This window comes from Luteolibacter sp. SL250 (assembly GCF_026625605.1).
In the GTDB taxonomy this organism is placed as follows: Bacteria; Verrucomicrobiota; Verrucomicrobiia; order Verrucomicrobiales; family Akkermansiaceae; genus Luteolibacter.
Genome location: NZ_CP113054.1, coordinates 4,638,988 through 4,653,863, shown reverse-complemented (window position 1 = coordinate 4,653,863; position 14,876 = coordinate 4,638,988). Strand labels below are relative to the sequence as shown.

The 14,876-nt window shown below is 61.8% G+C and carries 17 protein-coding genes; 14 read left to right on the top strand and 3 right to left on the bottom strand.

Features of this window, described 5'->3' with window-relative positions; translation table 11 throughout:
• Nucleotides 1-22 precede the first annotated feature (22 nt).
• On the top strand, nt 23-910 hold the full coding sequence (locus tag OVA24_RS20175; RefSeq protein ID WP_267671963.1) for a S1 family peptidase: 888 nt from the start codon (nt 23-25) through the stop codon (nt 908-910).
• Here OVA24_RS20175 and OVA24_RS20170 read toward each other — a convergent pair.
• Nucleotides 861-2,327, bottom strand: a complete 1,467-nt coding sequence (locus OVA24_RS20170; RefSeq protein ID WP_267671962.1) for an FAD-binding oxidoreductase — start codon at nt 2,325-2,327, stop codon at nt 861-863. The two genes, OVA24_RS20175 and OVA24_RS20170, sit on opposite strands and share 50 nt — an antisense overlap.
• A gap of 43 nt (nt 2,328-2,370) precedes the next feature.
• Nucleotides 2,371-3,423, bottom strand: a complete 1,053-nt coding sequence (locus OVA24_RS20165) for an NAD(P)-dependent alcohol dehydrogenase (protein WP_267671961.1) — start codon at nt 3,421-3,423, stop codon at nt 2,371-2,373.
• A gap of 173 nt (nt 3,424-3,596) precedes the next feature.
• On the opposite strand from OVA24_RS20165, the gene OVA24_RS20160 reads away from it, so the two are divergent.
• From OVA24_RS20160 to OVA24_RS20150, 3 genes are read left to right on the top strand one after another with little or no spacing between them, the layout of a single operon-like run.
• Nucleotides 3,597-4,883, top strand: a complete 1,287-nt coding sequence (locus OVA24_RS20160) for a MotA/TolQ/ExbB proton channel family protein (protein WP_267671960.1) — start codon at nt 3,597-3,599, stop codon at nt 4,881-4,883.
• Between the two features lie 6 nt (nt 4,884-4,889).
• Nucleotides 4,890-5,696, top strand: a complete 807-nt coding sequence (locus OVA24_RS20155; protein ID WP_267671958.1) for a hypothetical protein — start codon at nt 4,890-4,892, stop codon at nt 5,694-5,696.
• A gap of 42 nt (nt 5,697-5,738) precedes the next feature.
• Nucleotides 5,739-6,803 (top strand): hypothetical protein, encoded by a 1,065-nt coding sequence (locus tag OVA24_RS20150; RefSeq protein ID WP_267671957.1) that lies wholly within the window; start codon nt 5,739-5,741, stop codon nt 6,801-6,803.
• Between the two features lie 2 nt (nt 6,804-6,805).
• Here OVA24_RS20150 and OVA24_RS20145 read toward each other — a convergent pair whose 3' ends face one another.
• Complete coding sequence (locus OVA24_RS20145) at nt 6,806-7,858, bottom strand: alkene reductase (RefSeq protein WP_267671956.1); 1,053 nt, start codon at nt 7,856-7,858, stop codon at nt 6,806-6,808.
• A 104-nt stretch (nt 7,859-7,962) separates the two neighbouring features.
• Here OVA24_RS20145 and OVA24_RS20140 point away from each other — a divergent pair, with 104 nt between their 5' ends.
• From OVA24_RS20140 to rpsS, 10 genes are all read left to right on the top strand, one after another.
• Entirely contained in the window at nt 7,963-8,280 is a 318-nt protein-coding gene (locus tag OVA24_RS20140; RefSeq protein ID WP_267671955.1) for an ArsR/SmtB family transcription factor, read from the top strand.
• A 297-nt stretch (nt 8,281-8,577) separates the two neighbouring features.
• Nucleotides 8,578-8,982, top strand: a complete 405-nt coding sequence (gene rpsL, locus OVA24_RS20135) for a 30S ribosomal protein S12 (protein WP_267671954.1) — start codon at nt 8,578-8,580, stop codon at nt 8,980-8,982.
• Nucleotides 8,983-9,015: 33 nt separating this feature from the next.
• Complete coding sequence (gene rpsG / locus OVA24_RS20130) at nt 9,016-9,489, top strand: 30S ribosomal protein S7 (RefSeq protein ID WP_267671953.1); 474 nt, start codon at nt 9,016-9,018, stop codon at nt 9,487-9,489.
• Nucleotides 9,490-9,522: 33 nt separating this feature from the next.
• Entirely contained in the window at nt 9,523-11,664 is a 2,142-nt protein-coding gene (gene fusA / locus OVA24_RS20125; protein WP_324287878.1) for an elongation factor G, read from the top strand.
• Nucleotides 11,665-11,721: 57 nt separating this feature from the next.
• Nucleotides 11,722-12,030 (top strand): 30S ribosomal protein S10, encoded by a 309-nt coding sequence (gene rpsJ, locus OVA24_RS20120; protein WP_200270320.1) that lies wholly within the window; start codon nt 11,722-11,724, stop codon nt 12,028-12,030.
• Nucleotides 12,031-12,087: 57 nt separating this feature from the next.
• Entirely contained in the window at nt 12,088-12,723 is a 636-nt protein-coding gene (gene rplC, locus OVA24_RS20115; RefSeq protein ID WP_267671951.1) for a 50S ribosomal protein L3, read from the top strand.
• A 39-nt stretch (nt 12,724-12,762) separates the two neighbouring features.
• The gene (gene rplD / locus OVA24_RS20110) at nt 12,763-13,365 is read left to right on the top strand and encodes a 50S ribosomal protein L4 (protein ID WP_267671949.1); all 603 of its coding nucleotides are present in this window, start codon (nt 12,763-12,765) and stop codon (nt 13,363-13,365) included.
• 23 nt (nt 13,366-13,388) lie between these two features.
• The gene (gene rplW, locus OVA24_RS20105; protein ID WP_267671947.1) at nt 13,389-13,673 is read left to right on the top strand and encodes a 50S ribosomal protein L23; all 285 of its coding nucleotides are present in this window, start codon (nt 13,389-13,391) and stop codon (nt 13,671-13,673) included.
• 43 nt (nt 13,674-13,716) lie between these two features.
• Nucleotides 13,717-14,556, top strand: a complete 840-nt coding sequence (gene rplB / locus OVA24_RS20100) for a 50S ribosomal protein L2 (RefSeq protein WP_267671946.1) — start codon at nt 13,717-13,719, stop codon at nt 14,554-14,556.
• 36 nt (nt 14,557-14,592) lie between these two features.
• Complete coding sequence (gene rpsS / locus OVA24_RS20095) at nt 14,593-14,865, top strand: 30S ribosomal protein S19 (RefSeq protein ID WP_267671945.1); 273 nt, start codon at nt 14,593-14,595, stop codon at nt 14,863-14,865.
• Nucleotides 14,866-14,876 lie beyond the last annotated feature (11 nt).

Here is a 14,876-nt window from a genome sequence, read left to right as displayed (position 1 = left end):
GTTCATGGCTGGAAAACCGGAAATGACGGTCCTTTTGGCTGCACTCTGCGGGGTGTCCCTCACCTCCTGCATGCAGGTGGGGCTGGACTCCGTGGGGACAAAGGTGATCCACCAGCGCAAGGAGGAGAGCGTTGTGCTGTGGAAGGACCGGAGAATCGGAAAGCCCGGGGCGGGTGAATACCTTGGTGAGAGGACGGCCATCCTCGTCGGCGGGGACACGCGCATCGACTTCGAGTTCCACGCCACATCGTTCACGATGAGGGCGAATTCCAAGGCCGGGGATTTCAGCATCGGTTCCGCCGCCGCGGTGGCCGCGGATGGTTATTACCTCACCGCCGCCCATTGCCTGAACGACAAGGGTCTGAGGCTCATTTCCTACACTGGAGGTGGGCTGCTCTATACCCAGGAGGTCCGGACCGTCTGGAGCGGTGAGGACATGGGGATGGATCTCGCGTTGATCCACATCCCGGCGAACGGGCTGGCGTCCTTTGCCCTTACAGATGCCCGCGCGCTCCAGCCCGGGGTGGAGGTGCTGGCAGGTGGGGTGGGCGGGCTGAAGTACGGCCAGAGCGCGGGCAGCATCCTGTCCGTGCGTGACAAAGGAGAGGGGAGTGGTTCCAACTGGAAGGTGGTGGTCCACTCCGCGCCGCTCATCCAGGGCGACAGCGGCGGACCGGTGATGAACGGGGCAGGCACACTGGTGGGTGTCACCTCGACGGGAGGCGCGTTCGGCCTCGGCTTGCCGGGGATCCAGTGGGTGCATGCCTACCGTGCCGGGGCCATCTGGGTGGACCCGGTTTGGATCCGTGGAGTGATCTCCGCGGATCGCAGGTCCCAGCGGGCGGAGGGAGGCCCGGTGTTCAGGGTGAAGCCAGTCCCGCCAGGTAGGTTTCCCAGAAGCGGTTCGTGAAGACCTGCTTGGGATCGTATTTCCGTTTCAGTGCGGCGAAGCGGCGAGCCTGGGGATAGCTCCGGAGAAATTGGGCGGGCGTGGCGTGCGGACGGTAGGGCAGGTAGTAGGTGCCGCCACAGACGAGCGCCGCGTCGATGAGTTCTTGGGTGAGTGCCGCCATCGTGGTGTCCGCCTCCGCGTTCCTCCGGTGGTTGAAGAGCATCACCAGGCCGAAGACCTCCTTCCCCGCATAGCGGAGGAAGCTGTCTTCATCCCGTTCCACATTGCGGACAGTGATATTGAGAAGATTCATTTCCGGATACTCCGGAAGGATCTTCCGCGCCCGCGTGAGGAACGCCTCCAGATTTCCCACGGGGACGAAATATTCGTGCAGGATCTCGGCCTGCGAGCGGTCACGGTTCGAGTAAAGCCGGGAAGGTTCATCCAGAATCCTGTTCCGCCGGTGGAGGCCGCCGCCGGTTTCCCCGAAACGCTTTTCCATCGCCCAGCGGAAGTTCTTTCCGAAGCAGCTTCCTCCTCCGCCACGGAAAACCATGCGCGACAGCGCGGCTTTGGTTCGCGGCAGCAGCGGGGGGTTGGGGGCGCTGGCATCGGTATGCTCCAGCACGGTGATGATCGCTTCGGAGAGGAAATGATCCGGCGTGGGGCTGATGCGCCCGTAGGCCATGCCGGCATTCCCTCCCTTGGTGAGTTTCCGGTAGGTGGTGAGGTAGTCGCGGGTCGGGATGATCTCCGCGCGCGCCCGGTAGATGGCGTCCGGCACCACCCTCAGATCCACCTCGGTGATCACGCCGAAAAGACCGTAGCCGCCGAGCACCAGTGAAAACAGTTCCGGGTTCCGCCGACGGCTGCATCGGCGCACGGCCCCGTCCGCGGTGATGATCGTGAAGGACTCCACGGTGCTTGCGATCGGCTGGGAATCGTTCTGCCAGCCATGGCAGTTCACCGAGATGCTGCCACCGACGGTGAAGTCGTTGTTCGACTGCATCACGGAAACGGAACGGCCGTGCTTTTCGAGGAACGCGATGATCTCATGCCACTCCGCCCCCGCCCCGGCGGTCAGGATGTTCCGGCTTTCATCGAGACTGAGGGAATCGACCGTGTGCATGTCGATGACCGTCGCGCCTTCGGAAAACGTGTGGCCGCCCATCGAGTGCCGGGCGCCACTGATGGAGACCTTCGCCCCGCTGCGGACCAGTGCGGAGATTTCCGCCGTGGCGGTGGCCTGATCCCCGGAAGGCCGGAAGATGGGGCCTGGACGGTTGGTGGTCATCCGGCTGGCGTCATTCACCCCGGGCTTGGTTTCCGGGAGCCGCGGTCCGCTCTGGCGCACGATGGCGCTCCCCATGCCGGCCGGCCCGCAGCCCGTGGCGAGGATGGGTGCGAGAAAAAGAAAACCCGGGGCGACTTTCATCAGCCCCGGGCTCTAGCAGAACCATCGTGGGATCGCAAGGACCTCACTTCCGCAGCGACTTCATGTCGATGACGAAGCGGTACTTCACGTCGCTTTTCAGCAGCCGGTCGTAGGCCGTGTTGACATAGTCGATGTCGATCATCTCGATGTCCGAGGTGATGTTGTGTTCGCCACAGAAATCCAGCATTTCCTGTGTTTCCTTGATCCCGCCGATGAGTGATCCGGTGAGGATCTTCCTGCCGAAGATGAGGCTGAAGGAAGAAACCGGGAGCGGCTTCTCTGGGGCACCGACGAGGGTGAGGGTGCCGTCGATCTTGAGGAGGTTCAGGTAGATGTTGATGTCGTGCTCCGCGGAGACGCAGTCGATGATGAAGTCGAAGCTGCCGAGGTGGGCGTTCATCTCGTTCTCGTTCTTCGAGATCACCACCTCATCCGCTCCCAGCCGCTTCGCGTCGTCCGCTTTGCCGGGAGAGGTGGTGAACAGGACGACCTTGGCTCCGAAGGCATGGGCGAACTTGAGCGCCATGTGGCCGAGGCCGCCGAGACCCACGACGCCCACCTTGTCGCCCTTTTTGATGCCCCAGCGCTTGATCGGGGAATAGGTGGTGATGCCCGCGCAGAGGAGGGGGGCGGTGGCAGCCAGGTCGAGATTTTCCGGGACGCTCAGAACGAAGGCTTCATCGACCGTAACGCTGTTGGAGTATCCCCCGAACGTATGGCCGCCGTCCGTATGCTTGTCCGGCGCGTTGTAGGTGAAGATGGCGCCCTTTTCACAGAACTGCTCCATGTGCTGGCTGCAGTTGGGACATTCCTGGCAGGAATCCACCATGCAGCCGACGGCGGCGAGGTCGCCGACCTTGAATTTGCTGACATGGCTTCCGACACGCGTCACGCGGCCGACGATCTCATGGCCGGGGACACAGGGGTACACGGTATTCTGCCATTCGTTGCGTGCCGTATGCAGGTCGGAGTGGCAGACCCCGCAGAAGAGAATTTCGATTTCGACATCCCGCGCGGTGGGATCCCGGCGTTCGAAATTGAACGGTTTGAGCGTGTCAGTCGGGGATTTGGAGGCGTAGGCGATGGCGGATGGCATGGTGATGGGAAGTTTGCGACGGTCGAATTTAACAGCCTTTGGCGATGAGTCGAGGAGCCGGTTGCTTTTTTGGACGAGATTTCTTGCGCATCCCGCCGGGAGGTTCAGGTTGGAGGGCCATTTGCGTAGCTAACCCGCGCGGACGGCCCCAATCCAACCCAAGACATAGAACGATGGAATTCCAATGCCCCCATTGCGGCATCAACATGACTTCGGAAGACGAGAACGCAGGGCAGGTGGTTGCCTGTCCTTCCTGCAGCCAGAACTTCCAGATCCCGAATGTCCCGAAGATGGGAGCCGTCACCGCCTCCGGAAAGGCACGCAAGAAGCTCAGGGGTGGCTGGGATGAGGAAGACCATGCGAACGTCAATTTCCTCCTCAGCCTGGGCATCGGTGTGGCGATCACCGCTGTGTTCCTGGTGCTTCTGATCCCATTCAAGGGAAAGGCGTGGTCGGATATTTTCCTCCAGCGGGGGTGGGTGAACTACGCGGAGGTGTTCCTCTTCTTCTGGGGGATGGTGATCCTCACCCTGAAATGGAGGAAGTCCAAGCACCAGCGGAACGCGATGCTCCTGGATGTGGTTCCTTCGTCCCTGGGGGCGGAGATCAACGCGGAAACCGTTCCGGAATTCGTGGACCACATCTACAAGCTGCCCATGCAGCTCAGGGACAGCCTGATGGTGAACCGCATCCGCAAGGGATTGGAGCTTTTCGAGAAGCGCAATGACAACGGCGAGGTCACGGTCATCCTGAATGCCCAGTCCGACATCGACGCCAACCGCATCACGGGATCCTACACCATGCTGAAGGTGTTCCTGTGGGCGATCCCCATCCTCGGTTTCATCGGAACGGTGCAGGGTCTGTCGGTTGCGGTCAGTTCCCTTTCCGCGGGCGGAACGGATCCGGAAGCGCTCAAGGCGTCCATCAACAACCTCACGGGCGGTCTTGGGGTCGCGTTCGACACCACCTTGCTCGGCCTCGTTCTGTCGATGATCCTTTCCTTCCCGATGGCGGCGATGCAGAAGGAGGAAGAGGAAACCCTCACCCTCATCGATGCGTTCTGCGCGGAGAAACTGCTGCCCCGCCTGAACGACTCCCGCAACACCGGCGCGGACCAGCTTTTCTCCGATGCGGAGAGCCTGCCTTCCTTCGCGGCCTCGTTGATGAAGGCGCACGAAACCTTCCTGGTGAACCTGAACCAGGCGACGTCCATGCTCACCCAGGCGGGGGATACGCTCCAGAAGCGGCTCGACACCCACCAGACCCACGTGGAGGGCGCGTTCATCCAGTCCATCAACCGGCTGACCACGGAGACACGGGAGACGCTCACCAAGCCTACGGTGGAGATGAGCCACTACCTGGAGACACTCGGGAAAGGCATCGCCTCGTTGGACGAGACGCTGCGGAAACTGGGCGGCGAGACCATCGTCGTGAAAAAGAAAGGGCTCTTCGGCCGCTGACCGGACATGGGCAGGCGCAAGTCATCGGGCGGGGGGGTCTCGCTCTTTCCATTCCTCAGCATCCTCTGCTGTCTGATCGGCCTGCTGACGCTGATGATCAAGATCATCAGCGACATCAAGGCGATGGAGCGCGGGCAGAATCAGGAGGAGATCGCGCTCGCTCTGGAGAACCAGAAGATCAAGAAAGAGGTCGAGAAGAAGCGGGAGGAAATCGCGAAGATCCGTGAGGAACTGAAGGAGAAAGGTGCGGCCACCGTGGAACTCAGCGAGCTGGAGGACAAACGGGTGGTGCTGCGCCGTGAACTGGACAGTTCCAAAAGCCCGGACCCGGCTGAGACGGATGCCGTGCTCCAGCGCCGGATCGAGGCGTTGATCCAGCAGATCGCCGCCATGATCAAGGAGCGGCCGCCGCTCGACCAGAAGATCGTGGAGCTCACCAAGGAACTGGAGGAGCGGAAAATCGACGCGAACGCCAAACCACCGCCGGTGGTCGTGCAGCCACGGGGGATCGGGACGGCGGATGTGAACCTCCGCTTCATCGAGTGCGAGGCGTCCGGCATCGTCATCCGCAAGAAGGATGGCGCGAAAGTGTCGGTCTCAAAGGCATCCATCACCACGGAGCCGGCCCTCGCGGAGTTCCTCAACGAGGCGAAGGCCGACCGCAAATCCATGGTTCTGTTCCTGCTCCGGAATGACGGGAACGAAACCTACAATATCGCCGCGGGCTGGGCCGAACACCAGTTCGGCCTGCGCACCGCGAAACTGCCAATTCCGAACAAGGGGGACATCGACCTCTCCCGCTTTGACCGCTAGGACACGATGGGACGCAGAAAGTCAGAAGACGGGGAGACGAGCATGGATTCGCTCATGGACGCGCTCACCAACGTGGTGGCGGTCCTCATCGTGATCCTGCTGCTGCTCCAGGTGGATGTGGAGAATACCGTGAACAAGATGTTCGACGAGCTGCCTCCCGCCACTCCGGAGGCCGTCGCCCAGTCAAAGCTCCTCCTCGCGGACACCGCGAAGAAGCTGGAGATCGAAAAGGAGATGCTGGAAGCCCCGGCTCCCACCCCTGAAAAGCTCGAGCAGGTCCGCACCGACCTTTCCTTGCTCGAAAAGACCATCGAGGAGAGCAAGGCGAAGCTGCTCGAACTCGCCAAGCTGAAGAAACTCGCGGAGGAAAAGGAAAAGGAAGCCGCCGGGGAAAAGAAGAAAACGGACGAACGGCTGGCGAAAATCCGGGATCTGGAGGCGCTGCTCGACCAAACCCCCAGGGCGAAGCCGCAGGCCGCCAGCGTGGTGAGCATCCCGGACAGCCGTCCTGTGCCGGACAATGCGGATGTTTTCTACTGCTTCATCGTGGAGGATCAGGCGCACCTCGTCGACGCCATCGAGGCGAAGGCGATGGTCATGAAGGTTTTCGATGCGAAGAAAAAGGATCTCAAATCCGAGCGCGACCGCCAGCCCGGCGCGCGGACGCGCTACATCTATGACCAGGAGGAAGTGGTGAAGTTCTTCGAAACCCAGGAGATGAAGGTCCGCAACCAGAAGATCATCGTCCCCTACAACAAGCCGTGGACCCGTTTGTCCTACCGCGTGACGTTCGACCCGAAGAACGGTGATGCTTCCGGCGCGGACATGGACCAGCCCGGAGGGCGCTTCCACCGGATGATGGACTACGTGAACCGCCAGTCACGGAAGCCCGTGCTGATTTTCAAGGTGCACCCCAACGGGTTCGCCACCTACCTGAAGGCCCGTCAGATCGCGGATGAGAAGCAGATCCCGGCCGGCTGGGAGGTGGATGGGAATGCTTTCCTGAGCGCACCTCTGGACGACTTCGGTGTCAACCGCCTTGAGGATCCACCACCGCCGCCAGCCGGAGGGCCGGCCCCGCCACGACCGACCCGGAAGCTGGACTGAGGTCACGCCATCGCCGGATAGTCGGTGTAGCCCTCCGGCCCACTCCCGTAGAAGCTCGCGGGATTCGGTGGATTGAGAGGGGAGCCGTCGGCAAATCGTGCCACCAGATCCGGATTGGCGATGGCAGGTACGCCGAACGCCACGGCATCGGCGGTGCCGGACGCGATGATGGCATCAGCGGATTCGCGGGTGAACTTTTCGTTGGCGATATAAGGCCCACCGAATGCGGCCTTCAGCGCCGGGCTGATGCTGTCAGCCCCCTCCGCCTCCCGGGCGCAGATGAAGGCGATGCCACGCTTCCCGAGTTCCGTGGCGACGTGGGTGAAAGTGGCGAGCCGGTCGGAGTCACCCATGTCATGGGCATCCGCGCGCGGGGCCAGATGCATTCCCACCCGGTCAGCCCCCCATACGGACACCACGGCGTCGGTGACCTCCAGCATGAGCCGGGCCCGGTTCCCGATGGAGCCGCCGTAGCTGTCGGTCCGCCGGTTGGTGGAATCCTGGAGGAACTGGTCGAGCAGGTAGCCGTTGGCGCCATGGATCTCCACGCCGTCGAAGCCCGCTTGCTTTGCGTTTTCCGCGCCCTTGCGGTAGGCTTCGATGATGCCCGGGATCTCCTCCAACTCCAGCGCGCGCGGGGTGACAAAGGCTTTCTCCGGACGCACCAGGCTGACATGGCCGGCGGGCTGGACGGCACTGGGGGCGACAGGGAGGTCGCCGTTGAGGTAGATGGGGTCGGAAACCCGGCCCACGTGCCAGAGCTGGAGGATGATCCTGCCGCCCGCCGCGTGGACGGAATCCGTCACTTTCTTCCAGCCGGCCACCTGTTCCTCGGACCAGATGCCGGGAGTGTCCGGATAACCGACACCCTGCGGCGTGACGGAAGTCGCCTCGGAAATGATGAGGCCGAACCCGGCGCGCTGGGTATAGTATTCCGCCATCAGGTCGTTCGGCACCCGGCCCGCGCTGGCGCGGCAGCGGGTGAGGGGAGCCATGATCACGCGGTTCGGAAGGTTCCAAGCGCCGATTTGGATGGGAGTCAGGAGGTCAGACATGGTTTGTTCGATTTGTGTCGAACCATAGGCGAAATCATCCAGCCGTCAAAAAGAAAACTTCGATGATTGTCGAACTTGATGGACGATGTATATTCGGGGCGGACATGAAAGTGTATGAGCATCCGGATCTCACCTCCATCAGCCTTCCAGTGGTGATGCAGGCGCTTTCCGATCCGTGCCGACTTTCAATTCTGAGGGAGTTGCTCGATCAGGGGCGTCCGATGGCCTGCAACCAGGTTCCGCTGGAGATATCCAAGGCGACCCGCTCCCATCATTTCGAGGTTCTGCGCAATGCCGGCCTGATCCGCACCGAAGTCGAAGGCACGAAGTGCATGACCTCCCTGCGGAAAGAGGAGGTGGAGGGGCGTTTCCCGGGACTGTTGGAGCTGGTTTCCTCCTCTGAAGCCGACTCTGAATCCTGATCCAGCCGGCAGCCGGAGGTGTGGGAAGCCTGTATTTCCTAGGAATAGGGGCGTTTTTATCAAATTTTCCGGATGAATCGGAAAATTTCTGAAAAAGTTCCAAATTAGGGCTTGCAGGGTCGTCCGCGGTACCTATCTTCGCCGCCCCCACGCGGCCTGCTGACGTTTTGACGAAGCTTGCCTCCACATCGGGAACATTATCGGGTGCAGCTCCGGAAAAAAGCTACTTCAAGGTTGCCTTGTCGTCGCTCCGGATTGTCCTCCGAAAGGAAAATCTGAAACCACCGCAAGGAAATCATGCCGACCATCAACCAGCTCGTTCGCAAGGGACGCCTCACTCCGGCCGAGAAGTCGAAGTCCCCCGCTCTCGTGAACTGCCCCCAGCGCCGGGGCGTTTGCCTCCAGGTTATGACCCGGACGCCCAAGAAGCCGAACTCCGCGCTTCGTAAGGTCGCCAAGGTTCGCCTCACCAATGGCTTCGAAGTCATCGCCTACATCGGTGGTGAAGGCCACAACCTCCAGGAGCACTCCATCGTTCTGGTCCGTGGTGGCCGGGTGAAGGACCTTCCGGGTGTCCGCTACCACATCGTCCGTGGCTCCCTCGACACCCTCGGTGTCGACAAGCGCCGCCAAGGCCGTTCCAAGTACGGCGCCAAGCGTCCGAAGCCGGGCCAAGCAGCCGCTCCAGCCAAGAAGCGGTAATTTTCACGTCCTCAACCTTACCTTTTTACTGCCATGCCACGCCGCAAGCGCATCTTCACCAAGCCCGACCGCAGCGATGCCCGCTACGCCAGCCCGCTCGTTGGTCACCTCATCAGCAAAATCATGCGCGACGGGAAGCGTTCCCTCGCACAACGCATCGTTTACGCTGCGATCGACCGTGCGAACGAAGGCATCGACACCGTCGATCCGCTTGAAGTCATCACCCGTGCCGTCGAAAACGCCAAGCCACGCGTTGAGGTCAAGTCCCGCCGTGTCGGTGGTGCGACCTACCAGGTGCCGCTTGAGGTTGCCGCTGACCGCTCCGAGTCCCTCGCCATGCGCTGGCTCGTCCAATACGCCCGCAACCGCAAAGGCACCCCGATGCACGTTGCTCTGGCGAACGAGATCAAGGACGCCGCGAACAACCAGGGCTCCGCAGTCCGCAAGCGTGACGACGTCCACAAGATGGCACAGGCCAACCGCGCCTTCGCCCACTTCCGCTTCTGATCTGACTGACAAGCGCTCCAGCGAAATCCCGTCGTGAACCCCAACAGTCCAAACCGCCAATACGTGCTCGAGCGCACCCGGAATATCGGGATCGCCGCGCACATTGACGCGGGCAAGACGACCCTCACCGAGCGGATCCTGTTCTACACGGGCATGATCCACAAGCTGGGTGAGGTGCACGACGGTGCGGCAACGACCGATTGGATGGAGCAGGAGCGCGAGCGCGGCATCACCATCACCTCCGCCGCCGTCACCACCGAGTGGTGGCAGCACGAGGAGGCTGGTGTGACCAAGCTCTTCCCGGGGCAGAAACACCGGGTGAACATCATCGACACCCCCGGCCACGTGGACTTCACCGCCGAGGTGGAACGCTCACTCCGGGTGCTTGATGGTGCGATCGTCGTCTTTGACGCCGTCGCCGGTGTCCAGCCCCAGACCGAAACCGTCTGGCGCCAAGCCACCAAGTACAACGTCCCACGCCTGGTGTTCGTCAACAAGATGGACCGCGTGGGGGCTGACTTCGAAAATGTCGTCAAGGAAGTCCGCGAGAAACTGGGAGCCAATGCCGTCCGCATCCTGATCCCGATCGGTTCCGAAGAGAACCTCAAGGGCCAGATCGACGTGGTGAACCAGAAGGCCGTCTACTTCTCCGACGACGACAAGTTCGGCTCCACCTACACCGTCAAGGATCTGGAAGGCGACCAGATCGGACTCTGTAAAGAGGCCTACGACGAACTCCTCAACGCCGTCGCCGATGTCGATGATTCCATCGGTGAAAAATTCCTGAGCGAGGAAGCCATCTCGCTCGAAGATCTCAAGAACGGCATCCGCCGCGCCACCATCGCCAACAAGCTCGTTCCCGTTGCCGGTGGCTCCGCCTTCAAGAACAAAGGCGTCCAATACCTGCTCGACGCCGTTGTCGACTACCTCCCGAGCCCGCTTGATATCCCCGCCGCCATCGGCATGGATCCGGACAACGAGGAGCACAAGATCGAGGTTATCACCTCCGACAACGAGAAGTTCGTCTCCCTCGCCTTCAAGCTGTGGGCTGACAAGTTCGTCGGAAAACTGGTTTTCTTCCGTGTCTATTCCGGCGTCGTCAAGAAAGGCGACACGGTCTACAACCCCCGCACCCGCCGGTCGGAGCGCGTCGGCCGCCTGATCCAGATCCAGGCCAACGAACACAAGGACATCGAGGCCTGCTACTCCGGCGACATCGCCGCCATGGTGGGCATCAAGAACGTCACCACCGGTGACACGCTCGCCGCTGAGAAGCACGACGTGGTTCTCGAACCCCCCACTTTCCCGGAACCGGTCATCTCGATGGCCGTCGAGCCGAAAACCAAGGCTGACCAGGAGAAGCTCGCCCTCGCTCTCGGCCGCCTCTCCGAAGAGGATCCAACCTTCATGGTCAAGACCGACGAGGAGACGGGTCAGACCATCATTTCCGGCATGGGTGAACTCCACCTGGAGATCATCGTCGACCGCCTCCGCCGCGAGTTCAAGGTTGAGGCGAACACCGGCGCCCCGCAGATCGCCTACCGCGAAACCATCACCGCCGCCGCCGGTGGCGAAGGCAAGCTGGTCAAGCAATCCGGCGGCCGCGGCCAATACGGCCACGTCGTCCTTTCCATCGCCCCCAACGAAAAGGGCAAGGGCCTCACGATCGACAACAAGGTCGTCGGTGGCACCATCCCGAAGGAATACATCGGCGCCGTGATGAAGGGCGTGAACGAGGCCATGACCAACGGCGTCGTCGCAGGCTACCCGGTCATCGACGTGCATGTGGAGATCCTCGACGGTTCCTACCACGACGTTGATTCCAACGAAAACGCTTTCACCATGGCGGCCATCTTCGCCATGAAGGACGCCTTCAAGAAGGCGAAGCCGATCCTCCTCGAGCCGGTCATGGCCGTGGAAGTCTCCACTCCGGACGACTACCAGGGCGATGTCATGGGCGACCTCAGCCGCCGCCGGGGACAGATCCAGAACACGGAGTCGAAGGGAAAGTTGTCCATCGTCCATGCCAACGTCCCCCTCAAGGAGATGTTCGGCTACTCCACCGCCGTCCGCACCCTTTCTTCGGGGCGTGCCTCGTATGCGATGACCCCATCGCACTTCGAGCAGGTCCCGAACAATATCGTCGAAGAGATCGCCAGCGACCGCCTTGGTTGAACCGATCACTCGCCCTGAAAACTGACAGTTAATCAACACACGCACCAACATCTCCTCATGGAAAACCAGAAGATCCGCATCCGCCTCCGCGCCTATGACCACCGCGCCATCGACCGCTCCGCCGCGGAGATCGTGGAGACCGCCAAGCGTACCGGTGCCCGCGTCGCCGGCCCGATCCCGCTGCCGACCCGCATCGAGAAATTCTCCGTCAACCGTTCCGTCCACGTGAACAAGAAGTCCGCCGAGCAGTTCGAGATCCGCACCCACAAGCGCCTCCTCGACATCGTCGATCCAACCGCCCGCACCGTTGATGAGCTGAAGAAGCTCAACCTGCCAGCCGGTGTCGACATCACCATCCGCATCTGATTTCCGGTTCCTCCGTTCCGAAATCTCCAATTCCTAATCTCCAATTTCCTTTTCGCAATGTCACTCGGCCTTCTTGGTAAAAAACTCGGTATGACCCGCCTGTTCGACTCGAACACGCAGGCCATGATCCCCGTCACCGTCATCGACGTCGCCGGCAACACCCTCCTCCAGTCCAAAACCGTCGAGACCGACGGCTACACCGCCGTTCAGGTCGGCTTCGACGACCAGAAGGAACAGCGCGTTTCCAAGCCGGATCTCGGCCGCTTCAAGAAAGCCGGTTCCGCTCCGAAGCGCTTCGTGCAGGAGTTCCGTTTCGAGCGCGGCGCTGAGCTGCCGACCGAGCTTCCCGGCCTGGACACCTTCAGCGAAGGCCAGTGGGTTGACGTCATCGGCACCAGCAAGGGCCGTGGCTTCCAAGGCGCCGTGCGCCGCCACGGATTCGGCGGTCTCCGCATGACCCACGGTTCCATGATGCACCGCCGGACCGGTGCGATCGGCTGCCGCTCCACCCCGGGCCGCGTCTGGAAGAACCAGAAGATGCCCGGCCACATGGGCAACGTGCCACGCACGGTGCAGAACCTCAAAGTTGTCGCCGTCCGCAAGGACGACGGAGTCATCCTCGTCTCCGGAGCTGTTCCGGGCGCGAAGGGCGGCTACCTCACCATCCGCCCCGCCAAGAAGAAGTCCGCGTGATCCGGACATTCCCCTGAACATTCACCAGCCTTTTAAGTCATGTCAGCCAAGACCTTTACCGAAGCAGACGCCCAGGCCGCCAACGTCGTCCTCGTCGGCCAGGAGCGCGGACGCCAGGCCGTCCACGACCTCGTGACCGCCTACCGCGCCAACCGCCGCACCGGCTCCGCCAACACCAAGACGCGTGGCGAAGTTTCCGGCAACAACAAGAAAATCTACAAGCAGAAGGGCACCGGCAACGCCCGTCACGGTGACAAACGCGCTCCGATCTTTGTCGGTGGTGGCGTTGTCTTCGGCCCACGCCCGCGTGATTATTCGAAGGATGTGCCGAAGTCGGTCCGCAAGCTCGCCCTGCGCCGCGTGCTGGGTGACTCCGTCCGCGCCGGCAAGGTGTCCACCGTCGAAAGCTTCAGCATCGGCGGCAAGACCAAGGACTTCGTGGCCGCCGTCGAGGCGATCACCCCGAACGACAAAGTGCTCATCGTCGGCAACTTCGACGACAAGACCCGCCTCGCCGCCCGCAACGTGGGTTGGACCCAGCTTGTGAGCGCTTCCGACCTCAACGTCGAGCAGCTCCTCCTCGCCCGCAGCATCATCCTCGTGGGTGACGCTGTCAGCACCCTCGCATTCCGCACCGCCTGAACCCCGGACCAGAAACCGAGACCATGAAAGACATTTACCAGGTTATTAAAAACGTCCGCCTCAGCGAGAAGGCCACCATGTTGCAGGAGTCCAACAACGAGATCACCCTCGAAGTGGACCGCAGCGCGAACAAGGTGGAGATCAAGCAGGCTGTGAAGGAACTGCTCGGCAAGACCGCCGTCTCCGTCCGCACCGCCAACTACGACGGCAAGGAGCGCCGCAAGCGCCGCGCCGACGCAGGTCGCACCAGCAGCTGGAAAAAAGCCATCGTCCGCCTCAAGGAAGGCGAAACCCTCGATCTCATCTGATCCGGGCTACTTCTAACCGCAACACTCAACCGTTCAGCGAGTCATGCCACTCAAGACTTTCAAGCCAAACACCCCGCCGGAGCGTTACAAGCAGCTTCCTTCGTTCGATGAGATCACGAAGAAGTCCCCGGAGAAAAGCCTCCTCACGCCCCTGAAGCGCAGCGGTGGCCGCAACAACACCGGCCGCATCACCACCCGCCACATCGGCGGTGGCCACAAGCGCCACTACCGGATCGTTGATTTCCGCCGCACCAAGCGCGACGTGGAGGCAACCGTGCTCGGCATCGAGTATGATCCGAACCGCACCTGCCGCATCGCCCTCATCCAATACACCGACGGACAGAAGTCCTACATCCTCGCCCCTATCGGCCTGGAAGTTGGTGGCAAGGTGTCCGCCGGCCAGAACGCCGCTCCAAAGGCAGGCAACGCCCTTCCGCTCAAGTCCATCCCGCTCGGCACCTCGATCCACAACATCGAGCTGACCCCAGGCACCGGTGGCAAGCTCGTGCGTGCCGCAGGCCAGTTCGCCGTCCTCTCCAACCGTGACGACGAGTGGGCGCTGGTGAAGCTCCCATCCGGTGAGATCCGCCGCTTCCATCTGGACGTGTTCGCAACCGTCGGCCAGGTCGGCAACCGCGACCACATGAACGAAGTTTCCGGCAAAGCGGGCCGCACCCGCTGGCAGGGTGTCCGTCCGACCGTCCGCGGTATGACCATGAACCCGGTTGATCACCCGAACGGTGGTGGCGAAGGCCGCTCCAAGTCCGGTGGTGGCCGCCAGCACCTTCTTTCCCCATGGGGCCACGCCAAGGGCGAAAAGACCCGCAAGCCGAAGAAGGGCACCAGCGTGTTCATCGTCGAGTCCCGCCACAAGAAGAAGTAATCCACTTCCCGAACCTTCAACCACAGCACGTTTCCCATGCCACGCTCACTCAAGAAAGGCCCGTTCGTCGATCAGAAGCTTCTCGCGAAGATCGACGCCGTTGCCGAAGCCGGATCCGACCGCAAGCCCATCAAAACCTGGAGCCGCAAGTCGATGATCACCCCGGACTTCGTCAGCCACAACTTCGCCGTCCACAACGGCAAGACCTTCGTCCCGGTGTATGTCACCGAGAACATGGTCGGCCACAAGCTCGGCGAATTCGCTCCTACCCGCATCTTCCGCCAGCACGGCGGTATCGGTAAGAAGTAATCCGTCTTCCT